Origin of the sequence: Aeromonas sp. 600282, assembly GCF_049175755.1 — a bacterium.
In the GTDB taxonomy this organism is placed as follows: domain Bacteria; phylum Pseudomonadota; class Gammaproteobacteria; order Enterobacterales; family Aeromonadaceae; genus Aeromonas; species Aeromonas veronii_A.
In genome coordinates this window covers 573,152-591,179 of record NZ_JAAKVR010000001.1, presented here as the reverse complement: position 1 = coordinate 591,179, position 18,028 = coordinate 573,152, and the positions used below count along the sequence as shown (strand labels likewise).

The 18,028-nt window shown below is 58.4% G+C and carries 15 protein-coding genes and 1 riboswitch; of the genes, 10 read left to right on the top strand and 5 right to left on the bottom strand.

The features are described from left to right. Positions 1 to 2: 2 nt before the first annotated feature. Both flgL and mgtE read left to right on the top strand, forming a co-directional pair. A complete protein-coding gene (gene flgL, locus G5137_RS02515; protein ID WP_216954104.1) occupies positions 3 to 1,211 on the top strand; it encodes a flagellar hook-associated protein FlgL in 1,209 nt (402 codons plus the stop codon). A gap of 176 nt (positions 1,212 to 1,387) precedes the next feature. Next, a riboswitch (M-box (ykoK) riboswitch) is annotated at positions 1,388 to 1,557 on the top strand. 120 nt (positions 1,558 to 1,677) lie between these two features. After that, positions 1,678 to 3,021, top strand: coding sequence for a magnesium transporter (gene mgtE, locus G5137_RS02510; RefSeq protein WP_216954102.1), 1,344 nt, complete (start codon positions 1,678 to 1,680; stop codon positions 3,019 to 3,021). 60 nt (positions 3,022 to 3,081) lie between these two features. Here mgtE and ppx read toward each other — a convergent pair whose 3' ends face one another. The 3 genes from ppx to G5137_RS02495 all read right to left on the bottom strand — a co-directional run bounded on the left by ppx (position 3,082) and on the right by G5137_RS02495 (position 7,221). Next, positions 3,082 to 4,572, bottom strand: a complete 1,491-nt coding sequence (gene ppx, locus G5137_RS02505; RefSeq protein WP_421254854.1) for an exopolyphosphatase — start codon at positions 4,570 to 4,572, stop codon at positions 3,082 to 3,084. Beyond that, complete coding sequence (gene ppk1 / locus G5137_RS02500; RefSeq protein ID WP_421213051.1) at positions 4,562 to 6,631, bottom strand: polyphosphate kinase 1; 2,070 nt, start codon at positions 6,629 to 6,631, stop codon at positions 4,562 to 4,564. Before ppk1 ends, ppx begins: the two co-directional genes overlap by 11 nt. A 74-nt stretch (positions 6,632 to 6,705) precedes the next feature. Further along, positions 6,706 to 7,221: a glycine cleavage system protein R gene (locus G5137_RS02495; protein WP_216963538.1), complete on the bottom strand. Its 516-nt coding sequence runs from the start codon at positions 7,219 to 7,221 to the stop codon at positions 6,706 to 6,708. A gap of 196 nt (positions 7,222 to 7,417) precedes the next feature. Between G5137_RS02495 and G5137_RS02490 the strand changes: the two genes are divergently transcribed. The 5 genes from G5137_RS02490 (at position 7,418) to G5137_RS02470 (ending at position 13,453) form a co-directional block, all read left to right on the top strand. Continuing rightward, a complete protein-coding gene (locus tag G5137_RS02490) occupies positions 7,418 to 8,296 on the top strand; it encodes a DUF2726 domain-containing protein (RefSeq protein ID WP_227340833.1) in 879 nt (292 codons plus the stop codon). Between the two features lie 268 nt (positions 8,297 to 8,564). After that, complete coding sequence (locus G5137_RS02485) at positions 8,565 to 9,986, top strand: sigma-54 dependent transcriptional regulator (protein ID WP_216954401.1); 1,422 nt, start codon at positions 8,565 to 8,567, stop codon at positions 9,984 to 9,986. 106 nt (positions 9,987 to 10,092) lie between these two features. Next, entirely contained in the window at positions 10,093 to 11,127 is a 1,035-nt protein-coding gene (locus G5137_RS02480) for a sensor histidine kinase (protein WP_216954098.1), read from the top strand. A 76-nt stretch (positions 11,128 to 11,203) separates the two neighbouring features. Continuing rightward, complete coding sequence (locus G5137_RS02475; RefSeq protein ID WP_227340832.1) at positions 11,204 to 12,547, top strand: sigma-54-dependent transcriptional regulator; 1,344 nt, start codon at positions 11,204 to 11,206, stop codon at positions 12,545 to 12,547. A gap of 144 nt (positions 12,548 to 12,691) precedes the next feature. Continuing rightward, positions 12,692 to 13,453 carry a Nif3-like dinuclear metal center hexameric protein gene (locus G5137_RS02470; protein ID WP_139472862.1) on the top strand — a complete coding sequence of 254 codons (762 nt, stop codon included), beginning with the start codon at positions 12,692 to 12,694 and terminating at the stop codon, positions 13,451 to 13,453. Positions 13,454 to 13,562: 109 nt separating this feature from the next. Here G5137_RS02470 and purN read toward each other — a convergent pair whose 3' ends face one another. Both purN and purM read right to left on the bottom strand, forming a co-directional pair. After that, positions 13,563 to 14,201 carry a phosphoribosylglycinamide formyltransferase gene (gene purN / locus G5137_RS02465; protein WP_421204661.1) on the bottom strand — a complete coding sequence of 213 codons (639 nt, stop codon included), beginning with the start codon at positions 14,199 to 14,201 and terminating at the stop codon, positions 13,563 to 13,565. Next, positions 14,198 to 15,235: a phosphoribosylformylglycinamidine cyclo-ligase gene (purM, locus tag G5137_RS02460; RefSeq protein WP_421254853.1), complete on the bottom strand. Its 1,038-nt coding sequence runs from the start codon at positions 15,233 to 15,235 to the stop codon at positions 14,198 to 14,200. Before purM ends, purN begins: the two co-directional genes overlap by 4 nt. 176 nt (positions 15,236 to 15,411) lie before the next feature. On the opposite strand from purM, the gene upp reads away from it, so the two are divergent. The 3 genes from upp to hda all read left to right on the top strand — a co-directional run bounded on the left by upp (position 15,412) and on the right by hda (position 18,012). Then, positions 15,412 to 16,038 carry a uracil phosphoribosyltransferase gene (gene upp, locus G5137_RS02455; RefSeq protein ID WP_005334115.1) on the top strand — a complete coding sequence of 209 codons (627 nt, stop codon included), beginning with the start codon at positions 15,412 to 15,414 and terminating at the stop codon, positions 16,036 to 16,038. A 150-nt stretch (positions 16,039 to 16,188) separates the two neighbouring features. Beyond that, positions 16,189 to 17,208, top strand: a complete 1,020-nt coding sequence (locus G5137_RS02450) for a DUF2066 domain-containing protein (RefSeq protein ID WP_100646284.1) — start codon at positions 16,189 to 16,191, stop codon at positions 17,206 to 17,208. A gap of 102 nt (positions 17,209 to 17,310) precedes the next feature. Continuing rightward, positions 17,311 to 18,012, top strand: coding sequence for a DnaA inactivator Hda (hda, locus tag G5137_RS02445; protein WP_013723920.1), 702 nt, complete (start codon positions 17,311 to 17,313; stop codon positions 18,010 to 18,012). The last annotated feature ends 16 nt before the right edge of the window (positions 18,013 to 18,028 follow it).

The following is an 18,028-nucleotide window of genomic DNA, read 5'->3' as shown; positions in this document are numbered from 1 at the left end:
TCATGCGCATCACTACAAACATGATCTACGATCGGAATCTTTACTCCCTCACCAATACCAACGAGCGACTGGACAAGGCCTATCAGCAGCTGCAAACCGGCAACAAGTTTCAGAGCGCCGGTGAGGATCCGGCAGGCATGAGCCAGAAGATGGCGCTGACCAAAGAGATTGAACTGTTTAAACAGTACGGGGTGAATGGCAGTTTGCTGCAGAACAGTCTGGGGCATGAAGAGACGGTATTGGACTCTCTCAATACTGCGATGCTCAGTGCCCAGACCCTGATCCAGAAATCCAATAATGGTGCCATTAGCCTGGATGACCGAAAGGCCATTGCCAGCGAACTGGAAGGGTTGCAGCAGCAAATGTTTGACCTGATGAACAGCAAGAACTCATCGGGTGAATTTATTTTCGGGGGCAATCAGAGCAAGACCCAGCCCTATGTGAAAGATGCCAACGGTAAATACATTTATCAGGGAGATCCTGGCCAGCGAAATATTCAGGTATCGCCCACAGTGCAAATTGCTGCCAATGACTCCGGACAGGATCTGTTTGAAATCGTAGCAACCAGAAGAACCGCCAGTGCCACCAGTGCGAATATCAAGGTAGGGGTCGGGGATCAGGGGGATTTTGATAATTTCTATAAATCCAGTTACGACCCGGCACTGCCCAGCAACACCTACACAGTCTCCACCACAATTGGCCCGCCCGATACCTATGATATCAAGGATGCGGGTGGCAATACCCTGCAGACAGGTAATTACACTCCCGGTACCAAAATACCGTTCAATGGTCTCGAACTGACACTGGATCAGCCTGCAGGTGGTGCAGCACAGCAGTTTGCTCTCAATCCTCCCAAGAATGACAACGTGTTGAACGGGATGTCAGACTTCATTACGGCTCTGCGTGATCCCAATATTTCAGCCGAGAGTTTTGAGCAAAAAGTGGCCGATGCCACCGTTCATATGAAAAATGCCCGTTTGAACATTGATCATGGGCTGGGTGAACTGGGTGGCCGGATGAACAGTCTGGAGCAGGTGATGGGTTCCAACGAGGGGTTGAGCACCCTCAATGCCGAGGCGAGAGCCAAGGTGTCGGAAGCCGATCTCTATGAGGTAATTTCAGCCCTGTCAAAAGAGGATGCGGCATTGAGTGCCTCGCAGCTCTCGTTCAGCAAAATAAGTCGTCTGACGCTATTTGACTATATTCGCTAAGAAAAGGCCCCTATGGGGCCTTTTTGCTATGCATCCCCGGCAGAGTTCCCCTGATATGTTCCGACAATTGTAACAAGCTGTTGCCATACCCTGTTTCCTGGTTGAGGCGGGGTTGACCTCCCTGCGGGATTGGATAATCATGCCGCCCGCACAACAGAGGGTTGTGCATATTATTTGCAGCATCTCGTTAGGCGAGGCTCCTGTATAAACACAGGCCACTGATCTCACGACGTCCAGAGACGCCCAAGATCAGGACAGTTTTCATCGGATTAAGGTGTAAACCCAAGTGGCTTCCGGCATGCCGGATACGTTATGCAGTGCTAAAGCTGGTACGTGGGGATGATGACACGCCGAACGGCGTCATTTCCTGCCTATTACTCGTCAATCAAATTGCTGTTTTCTTTCAGACAGCGAACGGTCTCCGCTCGCGCTCAGGCTTGCCTGAAATCACATGAGGTTCTTTGTGATGAAGAAAACACACACCATTCTCAACCGTCATCAACTGCTCGATCTCGCCAGCCTGCAAGGCTGGCTGGAACACAATCTGGATCCGGTTCAGCGCGCCGATCAGCTGCTGACCCTGCGTCCGGAAGAGCTCAACTGCATCTTTGACACCTTGCCTGCGTCAGAAGGGGCAGAACTGATCGCTTCTCTCTCCGCAGAGAGTGCCGGTCGCCTTTTGCTGCGGCTGCATGGCAGCATCGTCAGCGTGTTGCAGGAGGCTATTCCCCGTCGCGAAATGGTGGCTATCCTGCGCAAACTGAGTCGTCAGGATCGCACCATGTTGCTTGCTCGCTTCCCGACCCAGGCGCAGGCCATCTACTACTCACTGCTGGATTGGCCGCCTGAGTCCGTCGGGGCCAATATGCGCCACGAGTATCTGGCAGTGAGCGAACAGGATTCCGTCGGCAAGGCCAAGCAGCTGATCCACGATGCCTGGGACAATGCCCAGCTGTTCCGCCACATCTATGTGGTCAACGTGGATGGCCGTCTACAGGGGAGTATCTCGCTCAAGAGCTTGCTGATTGCTGACCCCGAGGCCAGTGTCGCTAACCTGATGGACCGGGAGACGGTGCGGATCAACGCTCGGGCTGATCAGGAGCTGGCGGCGCGCCTGCTGATCGACCGCGACCTGTCGGTATTGCCGGTCGAGGATCAGGGGAGACTGGTCGGTATTTTCCACGTCGATGATGCCGCCGACATTCTGGAGCTTGAATCCACCGAGGATGCCGAGATGCAGGGTGGCTCATCACCGCTCGATACCCCTTACTTGCAGGCGACGCCCTGGCAGCTGTGGCGCAAACGGGTGGGCTGGCTGCTTATCCTGTTCGTGGCGGAAGCTTACACCGGCACAGTGTTGCGGGCATTCGAGGAGCAGCTGGAAGCCGCCATCGCGCTGGCCTTCTTCATTCCACTCCTGATCGGTACTGGCGGTAACAGCGGCACCCAGATCACCACCACCATAGTACGAGCCATGGCGGTCGGGGAGGTGAGTCTGCGCAATCTCGGCACAGTGCTGAAAAAGGAGCTCTCCACCGGTCTGCTCATCTCGGGTGCCATTGCCATGGCGGCCTGGGTACGGGCATGGAGTCTCGGCGTCGGTCCCCAGATTGGCATGGTGGTGACCTTTACTATCATCGCCATCGTGCTCTGGAGTGCCACGGTCGCATCCATTATTCCCATGGTGCTGCGTCGTTTCCGCATCGATCCGGCGGTGGTCTCTGCACCCTTCATCGCGACGCTGGTGGATGGTACCGGCCTTATCATCTACTTCGAGATGGCCAAGCTGTTGTTGCCCGAGTTGCAGTAACCGGGAGATTGAGATGCAAAAGGCAGCCAGTGGGCTGCCTTTTGCATTTATCTTTCCGGTTTAGCCGAGTTGGAACAACAGTGGCCAGCCCTGCTCCTGGCAATAACGATGCTCTTTCTCCAGATTCTGCATCAGGAGACGGTTCTCCTCGCACCAGTCAATCGGCAGGGTCACGACCAGCTGATCCCCTTGTACCGCGACTTTCCACTCGGGCAGCAGGTTGTCCTGGCGCTTGTGGTGAGCGGCGACTGCGAGGCGCAAGATGCGGATGCAACGCAGCACCGTTTGCATGTCGTGGTTGGGCAGGGGAGGCAGCTCGGAGAGCTTGAGCCCCTTGCGCTGAAAGCGTACCAGCGCAGCCAGCAGCGCCTGATCGTCCTGGTTGAAGCCAGGCAGGTCGGTGTGTTGCAGGATATAGGCGGAGTGGCGGTGAATGCCGCTGTAGTTGATGGCAAGGCCAATTTCGTGCAGCCGCGCCGCCCAGCCGAGGATGGCGCGATAGGGCTCTATCTCCATCTGCCAGGGCTCTTGCAAGGCATCAAACAGGGTCAGCACGCTCTGCTCCACCCGGGCTGCTTGTTTGCGGTCCATCCGGTAGTGGATGCCTAGCGCCTGTGCGGTACGTTCGCGAATATCGTGGTGCTGCAAGCGCTCCTCGAATTCGTAAAGCAACCCTTCGCGCAGAGCACCGTCAGAGTAGTCGAGTCGCTCGATGGGCAGCGAGGTAAACAGCCCGAGCAGAATGGCGACCGCGGCGGCAAACACCTCCTGACGCTCCTCGGTCAGCCCCGCCAGTTTGAGGTTATCGACCCGCTTGCGTTCGATCATCAGGGCTTTGAGCTGTTCCAGCCCCTCCAGCGTAATGCTACCGTCAGTCAGCCCCTCACCCTGCAGCACGTCGCGCACGGTACGAATTGAACCTGAGCTGCCAAGACTGCTCTGCCAGCCCAGCTTGCGGTACTGATTGACGATGGGGGCGAGTTGGTGCTGCGCTTCCAGTACCGCATTGCTGAAGTGCTTGTCGCTCAGCTTGCCGCTGGCAAAGAAGCTCTGGGTAAAGCTGACGCAGCCCATCTTGCGACTGGTGAGGGCCTTGTGCTCAAACCCCTCACCTATGATGAGCTCAGTGCTGCCGCCACCAATGTCGATCACCAGTACCTGACCTTCAATATGCTGGGTATGGGCGACCCCCTGATAGATGAGGCGCGCCTCTTCCTGGCCGCTGATGATCTCGATGGGGTGGTTGAGTACCTTGGCTGCTTCGCTGACGAATTCACGGGCGTTACTGGCGCGGCGCAGGGTGTAGGTACCGGCAATACGAATTTGATCCGGTTTGATATTGGTGAGCCGTTCGGCAAAGAGTGACAGACAGGCGAGGCCGCGTTCCATCGCCTCTGGGCTCATGCGCTTCTGCTCGTCCATCCCCTCGGCCAGACGCACCCGCTCCTTGATGCGATCGACGATGCGAAAACGCCCTTCGCTCAGATGGGCGATCACCATGTGAAAACTGTTGGAGCCGAGATCGACGGCGGCATAGAGACTATTGTCCATTGTTTGACTCGATACGTTTGAGATAGTCGTAAATCGCGACCTGAGAGCGGATTTTTCGGCGATTGCCCCGCTTCACATATTCGTTTTTCTGGTCGGCATCGATCACCCGCGCCTTGCAGGTATCACTCAGTTGTAGCTCGAGAATATCCATGATGCGCTGCTTGAGCCGCTCGTCATAGATGGGCGTGCCCACCTCGATCCGGCCGTCAATATTGCGGCTCATCCAGTCAGCGCTGGAGATATAGAGCTGGGGGTTGCCCTTGTTGTGGAACACCATCACCCGCGGGTGCTCGAGGAAGCGGTCGATGATGCTGATCACCTTGATGTTGTCACTCAAACCCGGCACGCCCGGCCGCAGGGCGCACATGCCACGGATGATCATCTGGATCGGCACGCCCGCCTGACCGGCGGCATAGAGCCGGTTGATGAGATCCCGGTCCACCAGATTGTTGATCTTGAGGATGATGCCGCTCGGCTGGCCCGCCTTGGCGTTGGATAGCTCGTTGTCGATGAGACGATAGAGCTGACGTCTGCTGTTGATGGGGGAGACCAGCAGGTGGTTGAATTTGTAACGCTTATAGGGGTACTCGATATATTCAAACACCCCCTCTACTTCGGCGGTGATATCCGGATTGCGGGTCAGCAGCGAGAAGTCGGTGTAGATCTTGGCGGTCTTCTCGTTGAAGTTACCGGTACCGATGTGGGCATAGCGCACTGGCTCGCCATTTTCGTGGCGAGTGATGAGGCATAGCTTGGAATGGATCTTGAGGCTCGGTACCCCGAACACCACCTTGACCCCGGCATCGGTGAGGATGTTGGCCCAGTCGATGTTGGCCGCTTCGTCGAAGCGGGCACGCAGCTCGACCACCACGGTCACCTTCTTGCCGTTGTTGGCGGCATCGATGAGGGAGTGGATGATCCGCGACTTCTTGGCCACCCGATAAATGTTGATGCGAATGGCGCTCACCGCCGGATCGAACGCCGCCTGGCGCACCAACTCGGTGAAGTGGTGGAACTTGTGATACGGGTAGTAGAGCAGAATATCCTGCTTGGTGATGGCATCGAAGGCGTTGACGAAGCCGTCAAAATCGCGGCAATCCAGCGCCGGCAGTTTGGGGTTTTCCAAATAGTCACGGCCCACGTTGGGGAAGCCGATGAAATCCTTGAAGTTGTGGTAACGCCCACCCGGCATGATGGCGTCGTAGGAGCTGATCTGCAGCTTGAGTTTCAGGAAGCTTATCATGGCGGCGGGCATCTCCCGCTCGTAGACGAAACGCACCGGCATTGCGGTGAGGCGCTGCTTCAAGCCGTCACTCATCTTGTCCACCAGGCTCAAGTCCAGCTGGTCGGAGAGGTCGTATTCGGCATCCCGGGTCAGCTTCACCGCATAGGCGGCAATCTCGTCGTAGTCGAAGAAGCCTTTGAAGATCTCGTCGAGGCAGAAGCGGATGACGTTATCCAGAATGATGATCTGCTTCTTGCGGCGGGTCCCTTCCGGCGGCAGCTGGAAGAAGCGGGGCAGGTCGTCGGTCGGCACTTCCACCAGAGCGTACTGGATCACCTGACCGTTCTTCTTCATCTCGATGGCCAGATAGGTGTACTCATCCTTGAGGAATTTGACCGGATTGACCTCTTTGTTGAGCAGGATCGGGATGATGTGGCGCAGCACCTTCTCCTTGAAGAAGACCCGCAGCCACTTCTGAATGGCATCGGAGAGCTGGTTCTCGTTGACCAGAAAGATGTTGTGGCGAGCGAGCGCAATCAACAGCTCTTTATAGGTGTTGTCGAACGCTTCACCGAGCGCCATCACTTTTTGCTGGATGGCGCGCAGCAGCACTTTTGCTTCATCGTCGCCACCATGTACTTCATTGATGAGGATGCGGCGCTTGACGTCCGATACCCGTACCTTGAAGAACTCATCCTGGTTGGAGGAGAAGATCCCCAGAAAACGAACCCGCTCGATGAGGGGCACCGTCTTGTCCATTGCCTCTTGCAACACCCGTTCATTGAATGAGAGCCAGCTCAGCTCTTTCTCTTCATACTGCTTGTCGGTGCTCATCTTGTGCCTCTGTTTCAGGTCGCGTCTGCGCGGCAGTTATGGCGTTAATATATGACAAATAAATGACAGTATTGTTACTGCTCGCTGAACGCTTCGTCGATGTCGACGACCAGATCGTCGGAGAGGGATTCCAGCGCGGTGATAAGCGTATCCATCGCGAGCCCGTCGGGCAGGGCTACCAGCGCATGGGCATAGAAGAGCGGGGCGCCGGAGTGGGGAGCCGGTTCACAGCCAGTGGTGAGATCGGCCACATTGATCTCGAGCTGACGCAGGATGCTGGCTACTTCATGGACGATGCCGGGGCGGTCGTTGCCGGTCACCGTCATCATGACTTGATGGGCTGGCTCGGTGGTCGGTGTCCCTTCGGCAAAGCTGATGGTCAGACCCGGTAGCATGGCCAGTGCTTCGCACAGGCTGCGATAGTGCTCATCGGGGACAGAGACATGGAGAATACCGGCAAACTGGCCCGCCAGTTCGCTCATGGCGCTGCCCAGCCAGTTGCCCTGCTCGCGGCTGATGACTGCTGCCAGACTCTCGACGATCCCGGGTTTGTCTGCACCGATCACGGTGACCACCAATTGCTTTTGCATCCTGCTCTCCTTGAAATGGGATTTCTTGCTCTATCCCTATTGTGCCTGCTGGGGCTGGTCATATGAACCCCCGCCTGCTGACAAATAGATAAAAAGACGGGACTTTTCACTTTCTATACACGGGTCTGCTGCCTTGCTCCGTGGCGGCTGTGGTAAAGTAATTCCCCTTTCGTGTCGTGAAATGGATCGTGCTCTCATGAATACCCTTGTCCTATCGGGATTGTTGTTGCTGGCGCTGCTTGTGCTGGCGATCTTCTGGAGCAGAGGCAGACAGCAAAAGCGCCTGCCCTATGATATGCAGGAGACCCTGTTCAGTCCCGCCGAGCGCTCCTTTCTCGGGGTGCTGGATCTGGCGGTGGGTGACAAGGCCCGGGTCTTTGCCAAGGTGCGGGTGGCTGATGTGCTGACGCCGCAGGCCGGGATCGGCAAAAGCAAATGGCAGCAGTACTTCAACAAGATCAGCGCCAAGCATTTCGACTATCTGCTTTGCCACCCCGCTGATCTCTCCTTTATCTGTGCCATCGAACTCGATGACAGCTCCCACCGTCACCAGAAGCGCAAGGCGCGGGATCTCTTTCTGAAAACCGCCTGCGACAGCGCCGGACTGCCGTTGCTGCAGATCCCGGCAAGTGCCAGCTATCTGGTGGAAGAGCTGCGCGAACAGATCCTGCCACTGCTGGTCAAAACCAGCGAACCATTGATCGATGATCTGCCGCACGGGGCGCGGCGCGAGCCGACGTTCAATCCTCTGTTGCTGGACGGCGTGGATGTCGGTGCCGGGATGCGTGGCCGCAATGCCCATGCCGAGGCCATCTCGCCTGCGTCGCTCCACGAGCCCGCCATCCAGGTCAAGGGGATGGTGGAGGCGCCACAGAGTGAGGGGGAGTTGGTCGATAGCCTGTTCGCCGATGTGGAAGATGATGAAGAGCACGAGGTACACCACTGCCCTCGTTGTGATGCACCTCTGGTGGAGCGGGAGGCGAAAAAAGGCCCCCACGCCGGTCGACTCTTCCTGGCCTGTAGTCGTTTTCCCGCGTGTCGTTATGCGGCGCCGCATCACCACCACAGCCACTGAGTTCATCTGACCGTATTGCATGCTGCCCTCTGACGAGGGCAGTTTTCTTTCCGCCATTGGCGGCGTTTGCTAGCGGCGCCAATGCAGAAAATTCCTCGGCAAAATTTATCTAATCTCCCGTTTCTATCGATACACTTAGCCTGAATACGACAATTTTTGACAATGTGTCGGTTTTTTGGCACTTTGTGTGCCTGCAAAAAGACAGTCAGTAGCTGTTTTATTACTAAATAAAACAATAAGTTAGTTCAGGATATCGCGAGGGATGGATATGGTGGAGATGGGCGTGTTGATTGTTGATGCCGATGCGCAGCGGCGCCAGCAGTTGGGAACCGTGCTCACGTTTATGGGGATCCTGTGGCAGGATGTCGCAGAAGGGGACCTGGATGTCGCCATCGAATCTTCTGGCCCACTGCAAGGGGTGCTGGTGGGTGAACTGGCAGGTCGCACCTTGCCCGAGTTACTTGCCGCTTTCCCTCGTACCCCCTTTATCTCGCTGGTTGAGGCGGAACTGCCCAACAGCAACTTTATCGGTGTTGCCCAGGCCCCCTTTACCTATGAGTCGCTGACTCGTCACCTGCACTTCTGTCAGGCTTTTGTCTCTCTCCATCCCCGTCAACAGACCCACGACAAGGGGCAGACGTTGCTGCGTTTGCTGGTGGGCAAAGGGAAGGGGATCCAGGAGGTTCGCCGCCTCATCAGCCAGGTGGCCGAGACCGATGCCAACGTGCTGATCCTTGGTGAATCGGGAACCGGCAAAGAAGTGGTGGCCCGTGCCATTCACGAACTCTCGGCCCGCAGTAGTGGCCCCTTTGTGCCTATCAACTGTGGTGCCATTCCTGCCGAGTTGCTTGAGAGCGAACTGTTCGGTCACGAGAAGGGAGCCTTTACCGGCGCCATCGCAGCTCGTCGCGGTCGTTTCGAGCTGGCGCAGGGGGGCACTCTGTTCCTCGACGAGATTGGCGACATGCCGATGCCGATGCAGGTCAAACTGCTGCGGGTATTGCAGGAGCGGCTGTTCGACAGGGTCGGTGGCGGCAAACCCATTCAGGCCGATGTGCGCATCATTGCGGCGACCCATCGGGATCTGGAGGCATTGATCCGCAGTCAGGGTTTTCGTGAAGATCTCTACTACCGCCTCAACGTCTTCCCCATTGAGACCCCGCCACTGCGGGATCGCATCGATGACATTCCGCTGCTGCTGCAGGAGTTGCTCAACCGTCACGCGGAGCAGCACCACAGTGTGATCCGTCTGACCCAGCGGGCGCTGGAGTCGCTGATGCAGTACCCCTGGCCGGGCAATGTGCGCGAGCTTTCCAACCTGCTGGAGCGGCTGCTTATCCTCTACCCGCAACAGATCGTCGATGTGGCGGATCTGCCGAGTCGTTATCGTCTGTTGCCGAGCGAGCCGCGGGATGAGCGGCTGACCGAGATGGATGAGCGGGATGCGCTGGCGGCGGTGTTCCAGGAGCCGCCGGAGCTGGATCACCCCCTCGCCTCTGCCCGCACCATGCAACTGCCGGAGGAGGGGGTCAATCTCAAGGAGATGCTGGCCGACCTTGAAGTCGAGCTGATCCGCCAGGCGCTGGAGTCGCAGGACGGGGTGGTGGCCCGCGCCGCCGATCTGCTCGGCATGCGCCGTACCACCCTGGTAGAGAAGATGAAAAAGTACGGGATGAGCAAGGACGTTTAAGGGTCAAAGCCTTGACGTTAACATGCAATCTATTGTTTTAATTAACATATTTTAGTGGCATGGAAATTGAATGACCTGACCCAATAGCCAGTTTGAGGTCAGGTTTATGACGATCCAGCAGCAGGACATGCCACTCCAGTCCCACGAAGTGAGCCAGCTCTATGCCATCTTCAAGGCGCTCCCCACCGGGGTGTTGCTGCTTGACGGGGCTGGGGTGGTCACCCGCGCGAATCCGGCAGCCATCTCCCTGCTGGGGGAGCCGTTGGAAGGAGAGCTCTGGCGCCGCATCATTGCCCGCTGTTTTGAACCACGTGAGGATGATGGCCACGAGATCTCCCTGCGCGATGGACGACGGGTCCAGCTTTCTACCCAGCCGCTGCCGGATCAGAGCGGCCAGCTGGTCTTTATCAATGACCTCACTGAAACCCGCAAGCTTCAGGATCGCATCAACCACATGAAGCGGCTGTCGGCGCTGGGCAATATGGCGGCTTCGCTCGCCCACCAGATCCGCACTCCGCTCTCCGCCGCCATGCTCTATGCCGCCAACCTGGCCAACCGTACCCTCAAGCCGGAGTCCCGCAGCCAGTTTCAGCAAAAGCTGATGGCCCGCCTCCAGGATCTGGAGAAGCAGATCAACGACATCCTGCTGTTTGCCCGCAATGGCGACAATCAGGTGGTCACCCCCATCTCGGTACAGGGCTTGCTGGCTGAAGTGCAGGCTGGTGCCGAGGCTTTCTGTCAGCAACAGGGCTGCGAACTGCACATAGAGGCGCCGGAGCCCGATCTCTGCCTGCTGGCCAACAGCAGCGCACTGGCGGGCGCCATCAACAACCTGATCGCCAATGCCCAGCAGGCGGGGGCCACGTCACTCTTGGTCAGCGCGGTGCGCAGTGGTGTCCGGGTGGAGATGCGTGTCATCGACAATGGCAAGGGGATCCCTTCTCACCTGCTTGGTCAGGTATTCGAACCCTTCTTTACCACCCGCTCCCAAGGCACTGGCCTCGGGCTGGCGGTGGTGCAATCCGTCGTGCGTGCCCATCAGGGGGAGGTCGGTGTGGCCTCGGTTCCCGGTGAAGGCACCTGTTTTACTCTGTCGTTCCCCCTGCATCAGCAGCAGGTGCAACTTGGAGGTGCAGCATGAGCCTTGTTAAGGAGCTGTGCCTGCCGAGAGGGAGCCATATCAATGCGGCCAGGTTGGCTGTCGTGGGAGGTGTAGCATGACTCAGGCCCGGATCCTGGTTGTAGAAGATGACAATGGCCTGCGCGAAGCGCTGGTGGATACCCTTTTGCTCGGCGGTTATGAGTGCCGCGAAGCGGACAGCGGCGAGCGTGCTCTGCTGGCCCTCTCCCGTCAGCCGTTTGACATGGTGATCTCCGATATCCAGATGGGGGGAATGGACGGCCTCACCCTGCTGGCTACCATCCGCCAGCAATATCCGCAGATACCTGTGTTGCTGATGACCGCCTACGCCAATATCGACGGCGCGGTGCGCGCCATGCGCGAAGGGGCCATCGACTATCTGGCCAAGCCCTTTTCGCCGGAGGTGCTGCTCAATCAGGTCAGCCGCTATGTGCCTGCTCAGAAGGTGGAAAAACGTGCCGTGGTCTACGGGGATCCCAAAACTGCCGAGCTGTTCCAGCTGGCGACCCGGGTGGCCAGAAGCGAAGCGACCGTGATGGTGACCGGCCCGAGCGGGACGGGTAAAGAGGTGCTGGCCCGTTACATTCACGACAACTCCAGCCGCGCCGAGCAGCCTTTCGTCGCCATCAACTGCGCCGCCATTCCGGAAAACATGCTGGAGGCAACCCTGTTTGGCTACGAGAAGGGAGCCTTCACTGGTGCGGTACAGGGGTGCCCGGGCAAGTTCGAGCAGGCGCAGGGGGGCACCCTGCTGCTTGACGAGATCACCGAGATGGATCAGGGGCTGCAAGCCAAATTGCTGCGGGTGTTGCAGGAGAAAGAGGTGGAGCGGCTCGGCAGTCGCAAGATGATCCCGCTGGATGTGCGAGTTATCGCCACCAGCAACCGGGATTTGAAAAAAGCGGTGCAGGATGGCCTGTTCCGCGAAGATCTCTACTATCGCCTCAACGTCTTCCCGCTGCGATGGTCTGCCCTGAGTGAGCGGCCCGGCGACATTCTGCCGCTGGCGGAGCACCTGCTGGCCCTGCATGCCAGCCAGCAAGGGCTGCCCACCCCGCAGCTGGAGCCGCAGGCGCGCGAGCGGCTGCTCTCTCATCCCTGGCCCGGCAATGTGCGGGAGCTGGATAACGTGGTACAGCGTGCCCTGATCCTTAGCCCCGACGGGGTCATTGATTGTGACCACCTCATTCTGGAAGAGCTGGACGAGCAGGAGATGGAGTTTGTCAGCGTGGAGCGCAGCTATGGCGGCGATCGCCTCGGCAGCGAGCTCAAGCAGCAGGAGCACCAGATCATTCTCGACACCCTGCAAGAGTGCAATGGCAGTCGCAAGGATGTGGCCGACCGGCTCGGGATCAGCCCGCGCACTCTGCGCTACAAGCTGGCCCAGATGCGTGAGGCGGGGATCGACCTGCCAGCCTGAGTCAGCGGCAAGAGAACCGTCATGGTGTGGGGGCTGTCATGGTCTTGACGGCCCGGCTCGATTATCATGGGGCCCTTGGCGCTTTGAGCCTGGGCCCTGTTTTTATTGGTAAAACAGGGGACCGAGCCTTAATAAGGGACCCCTATGATCTCTCATCGAAAACTCGAAACCGTACTGAACCATCTGCTCGAACCGCACGCCATCAAGGATTACTGCCCCAACGGCTTGCAAGTGGAGGGGCGCGAGCGCATTCGCAAGGTGGTGACCGGTGTCACCGCCAGTCAGGCGCTCATCGACGCGGCGGTGGCTGCCGATGCCGATGCCATTCTGGTCCATCACGGCTACTTCTGGAGCGGTGAACCGGCCCAGATCACCGGTATGAAGCAGCGTCGGCTCAAGACCCTGCTGACCCACGATATCAACCTGTTTGCCTACCATTTGCCGCTGGATGTCCATCCCGAGGTGGGTAACAACGCCCAGCTCGCCAAGCTGCTCGACATCAAGGTGCGTCGCGGTCTGGAGCCGTGGAACAGCAAGAGCGTCGCCATGGTGGGCAAGCTGGAAGAGCCGATGAGCGGCGCCGACTTTGCCAAACTGATTGCCGAACGCCTTGGCCGCGAACCACTCTATTGTGGCGACAGCGGCCCCGAGCTTATCCGTTCCGTGGCCTGGTGCACCGGTGGCGGTCAGAGCTACATCAATCTGGCGGCGGAGCAGGGCATCGATGCCTTTATCTCCGGTGAAGCCTCCGAGCAGACCATTCACACCGCTCGCGAGATGGGGATGCACTTCTACGCTGCTGGCCATCACGCCACCGAGCGTTACGGCGTCAAGGCGCTGGGGGAGTGGCTGGCGACCGTGCACGGGCTGGATGTCACCTTTATCGATATCGACAATCCGGTGTAGGGTCGCTTGGCCGAGTAATCCGACCTAACCGCTGCTATCGTGCGGTAGGTAGAAATGACAAGGGAGGCTTAAGCCTCCCTTGTTGTATCTGACATGCAGTTGTTAGCGGTTACTCGCAGGCGTAACCCGCGGGGCCCAGCAGGGCGCCATCCAGTTGCACGGCGCCGTCTACCATTTGCAGCCTGCCTTCGCAGAACCAGCGTACCACCAGCGGGTAGATGCTGTGCTCCTGCGCCTGTACCCGTGCCGCTACCTCCTCCGCCGTGTCCCCTTCAAAGATGGGCACGCGGGCCTGCAGGATCACCGGGCCCCCGTCCAGCTCTTCGGTCACGAAGTGGACACTGGCGCCGTGTTCACTGTCACCGGCATCTATGGCGCGCTGGTGGGTGTGCAGGCCCTGATACTTGGGCAGCAGGGAGGGGTGGATATTGATCATCCTGCCGGCGAAATGGCGCACCAGATCGCCGCTCAATATCCGCATAAACCCGGCCAGCACCACCAGATCCGGCTGATAGTCTGCCATCAGCGCCAGCAGGGCGGCGTCATACTCCTCCCGGCTGGCAAACTGCTGCTGGGCCAGAATGGAGGTCGCCACGCCAGCTTCTTTGGCGCGAACCAGACCATAGGCATCGGCCTTGTTGCTGATAACGCCGACCACTTCACCGGCAATCTTGTCGCTGGCGCAGTGGTCGAGGATCGCCTGCAGGTTGCTGCCGCTGCCAGAGATTAGGACGAGGATCCGCATCATTTGATGACGACCTGCTCCTCACCGTCTGTTGCCTTGGCGATATGACCGATGTGCCATGCGTTCTCGCCTTCCGCTTTGAGCAGGGTCAGCGCCTTCTCCAGCTGATTGGCAGGCAGGGCGATGATCATGCCGACACCGCAGTTGAAGGTGCGATACATCTCGTGACGGGTGACGTTGCCAGCCTGCTGCAGCCAGCTGAACACCGCCGGCCACTGCCAGCTCTGCTCGTCGATCACCGCTTGAGTATTGGCAGGCAATACGCGGGGGATATTCTCCCAGAAGCCACCGCCGGTGATGTGGGAGAGGGCGTGGATCTCGCACTCCTTGATGAGCTTGAGCACAGGTTTCACATAGATGCGGGTCGGCTCCAGCAGGGCGTTGGCCAGGGTGGTGTCCCCCAGCGGCTGATGCACGTCTGCTTTGGAGACTTCCAGAATTTTACGGATCAGGGAGAAGCCGTTGGAGTGAGGGCCGCTGGCGGCCAGGGCGATCAGGGCATCCCCTTCACCGACCTTGCTGCCGTCGATGATTTCGCTCTTCTCCACCACACCGACGCAGAAACCGGCGATGTCGTAGTCTTCCCCTTCATACATACCCGGCATCTCGGCAGTCTCGCCGCCCACCAGGGCACAGCCTGACTTCTCGCAACCGGCACCGATCCCGGTGACCACCGCGGCCGCGGTGTCCACGTCCAGCTTGCCGGTTGCATAGTAGTCGAGGAAGAACAGCGGCTCGGCGCCCTGTACGATCAGGTCATTGACGCACATGGCCACCAGATCGATGCCCACGGTGTCGTGCTTCTTCAGGTCGATGGCCAGCCGCAGCTTGGTGCCCACACCATCGGTACCGGAGACCAGTACCGGCTCCTTGTAGCCCGCAGGGATTTGACACAAGGCCCCAAAGCCGCCAAGACCACCAAGGACTTCAGGACGACGAGTGCGCTTTGACACGCCCTTGATACGTTCAACCAGTGCATTGCCGGCATCGATATCTACGCCAGCATCCTTGTAGCTCAGTGAGGTTTTGTCAGTCACGAGTATTCCCCGTCATGTAAAGAAGTGGAGGGTAAAATTCGGGGCGTATTCTAACAGTGGCGGTGAAAAACCAGAAAGGAAATCGTTTGCGCGTTTTTGCGCGGAAATGCTCTACAAGCGGTGGCTTTTGTTGTATGATTCCGCGATTTTTTTGCGGCAGGTTAGAGGAGATAATAATGAAAGTCGTTGAAGTCAAACACCCCCTGGTCAAACACAAGATCGGTCTGATGCGTGAAGGCGATATCAGCACCAAGCGTTTCCGTGAACTGGCCAAAGAAGTGGGCAGTTTGTTGACCTATGAAGCGACCTCTGACTTCGAAACCGAGAAGGTTATCATCGATGGCTGGAATGGGCCAGTAGAAGTTGACCAGATCAAAGGCAAGAAGGTAACCGTCGTACCTATCCTGCGTGCCGGCCTTGGCATGATGGATGGCGTGCTGGAGCACATGCCGAGCGCCCGCGTCAGCGTGGTCGGTATCTACCGCGATGAAGAGACCCTGCAACCGGTTCCCTATTTCGAGAAGATCGTCAGCAACATCGAAGAGCGTCTGGCGCTGGTCATCGATCCGATGCTGGCCACCGGTGGTTCCATGATCGCCACCATCGATCTGCTGAAGAAGAAAGGCTGCCAATCCATCAAGGTGCTGGTACTGGTTGCCGCGCCGGAAGGGATCAAGGCGCTGGAAGCCGCTCACCCTGACGTAGAGCTCTACTGTGCTTCTGTCGACCAGGGGCTGAACGAGAAAGGCTACATCGTGCCGGGTCTAGGCGATGCAGGCGACAAGATCTTCGGTACCAAATAAGTTTATGCCTTGACCTGCTTCCCATGTGGAAGGGGTGATCGGAGCCGGCGCATCGCCGGCTCTGCTGTTTGTGGCCGCTTGTGCCAGCCTTGCCGCAGGATGCGCCTTGCCGCTACCATAAGCACACTCTCCCATTTCGAGACTCTGTTCATGTTCAAACGTGTTGTGACCGCCCTCTGCTGCGGCTTGTCATTCATGGCCTCGGCCGCTCAGGTGACCGACCTCTATCAGGGCAAGGCCCCGACCAGTGGCGACATGGTGGCCGCTCAAGGGCAGGCACTGGGTCAGGTGCTGATCAAGGTCACCGGCAAACGCGACATCCTCACCCAACCTGTGGTGGTCAAGGCGCTGGCGGCCCCGGGCGACTATGTCAAAAGCTATGGCTATCAGGATCAGGACTCCGTTAAGTATCTGAAAGCCGAGTTCAAGAGTGACAAGGTCAACAGCTTGGTCTCCGAGAGCCAGTTTGCCCTGCTTGGCCCGGCGCGTCCCCAAATGGCCATCTGGCTGGTGGTGGATCAGGGTGAGCGTCGCCTGCTGGCGGATCAATCCAGCGATGGTTGGGCGCAAGCCTTGCGCGAGCAGGCCCAGACGCTGGGGCTACCCATCAGCATTCCGCTGATGGATCTCGATGACAACATGGCGGTCAGTGCCACCGACGTCTGGGGACGCTTTGCCGACCCGATTTTGCAGGCAAGCCAGCGCTATGGCGCCGAGATGGTTGTGTTGGGCAAGCTGACACCAGAAGGTGACAAGTGGAGCATCGATTGGGGACTCTACGGCCCCAAGGCGGCCGGTGAAGTGGCCGAGCTGACCCGTGGCAATAGCGCCGGCACTCAGGCCGAAGTGGCGCAAGGGTTTGCTGATACCCTGGCGGCCTGGCTGGTGAAAAACTACGGTGCCCGCATTTCTGGTCCGGCAACCAGCCAGACCCTGGTGGTAGATGGCCTCTCCGAAGTGGACAGCATGATCGCCGTGCAGAAGATGCTGCAGGGGATGGCCAACGTCAGCAAGGTGGCGATCGGCAAGCTGGAGGGGGACCAGGTCACCTTCAACTTTACCCTGCAAGGGGATCAGGCCGAACTGGTGCGGGCACTGCAGCTCGAGAGTCGTTTGCGCAAGGTTGACGATAATGGCAGCGGTTTGCGTTACCAATGGTCGCAGCCCTGATTTTATAAGGCTTTTGTAGACCGCCCAGCTTGTCCGGGCGGTTCTCTATCTGCCTTTGCGATGATACACTTAGCCACAAATGTCACAGTCAAAGCCCAACGAGTGAAGCAACCGGCCCAACTGTCTTTAGCCGTACAACTACCGGATGATGAAACCTTCGTCAGTTTTTATCCCGGCAACAATGCTCATCTGATCACCGCCCTCAAGAATGCGGCCATCGGTCAGGGATCGCCTTTCCTCTATTTCTGGGGAGCCAAGGGATCCGGACGCTCTCATCTGCTCCATGCCACCTGTGCCGAGGTCAATGCCCGCGATGCGGCGGCGGCCTATCTCTCCCTCGATCAGTTTGAACAGCTCGATCCCAGCATGCTCGATGCCCTCGAAAGCCTGCCGCTGGTCTGTCTCGACAGCCTCGAGGCGATCGCCGGCAATGCCGTGTGGGAGCGGGCGCTGTTCGATTTCTACAACCGCTGGCAGGAGAAGGGCGAGGGGACGCTGGTGGTCACCGGCTGCAGCGCACCGCGTAAACTGGGACTGCAACTGCCGGATCTCGCTTCGCGCCTCGACTGGGGTGTCAGTTTCCATCTCGAAGAGCTGGATGATGAAGGCAAGCTCAGTGCCCTGCAGCTGCGTGCCGAGCTGCGGGGCTTCAAATTGCCCATCGATGTGGGCCGCTTCCTGCTCAACCGACTCTCCCGCGATATGCGAACCCTGCTCACCACTCTCAATCAGCTCGACAACGCCTCATTTCGCGCCAAGCGCAAGCTCACCATTCCCTTTGTCAAAGAGATCCTCGAGCTCTGATCCTCTCTGCGGTGTG

Excerpts from the sequence above, each read along its gene's own strand:
- purN (WP_421204661.1), bottom strand. The coding sequence starts at position 14,201 with ATGATGCGGATCCTCGTCCTAATCTCTGGCAGCGGCAGCAACCTGCAG.
- flgL (WP_216954104.1), top strand. The coding sequence starts at position 3 with ATGCGCATCACTACAAACATGATCTACGATCGGAATCTTTACTCCCTC.
- G5137_RS02470 (WP_139472862.1), top strand. The coding sequence starts at position 12,692 with ATGATCTCTCATCGAAAACTCGAAACCGTACTGAACCATCTGCTCGAA.
- mgtE (WP_216954102.1), top strand. The coding sequence starts at position 1,678 with ATGAAGAAAACACACACCATTCTCAACCGTCATCAACTGCTCGATCTC.
- G5137_RS02490 (WP_227340833.1), top strand. The coding sequence starts at position 7,418 with ATGAATACCCTTGTCCTATCGGGATTGTTGTTGCTGGCGCTGCTTGTG.
- G5137_RS02480 (WP_216954098.1), top strand. The coding sequence starts at position 10,093 with ATGACGATCCAGCAGCAGGACATGCCACTCCAGTCCCACGAAGTGAGC.
- ppk1 (WP_421213051.1), bottom strand. The coding sequence starts at position 6,631 with ATGAGCACCGACAAGCAGTATGAAGAGAAAGAGCTGAGCTGGCTCTCA.
- upp (WP_005334115.1), top strand. The coding sequence starts at position 15,412 with ATGAAAGTCGTTGAAGTCAAACACCCCCTGGTCAAACACAAGATCGGT.
- G5137_RS02450 (WP_100646284.1), top strand. The coding sequence starts at position 16,189 with ATGTTCAAACGTGTTGTGACCGCCCTCTGCTGCGGCTTGTCATTCATG.
- G5137_RS02485 (WP_216954401.1), top strand. The coding sequence starts at position 8,565 with ATGGTGGAGATGGGCGTGTTGATTGTTGATGCCGATGCGCAGCGGCGC.
- G5137_RS02475 (WP_227340832.1), top strand. The coding sequence starts at position 11,204 with ATGACTCAGGCCCGGATCCTGGTTGTAGAAGATGACAATGGCCTGCGC.
- G5137_RS02495 (WP_216963538.1), bottom strand. The coding sequence starts at position 7,221 with ATGCAAAAGCAATTGGTGGTCACCGTGATCGGTGCAGACAAACCCGGG.
- ppx (WP_421254854.1), bottom strand. The coding sequence starts at position 4,572 with ATGGACAATAGTCTCTATGCCGCCGTCGATCTCGGCTCCAACAGTTTT.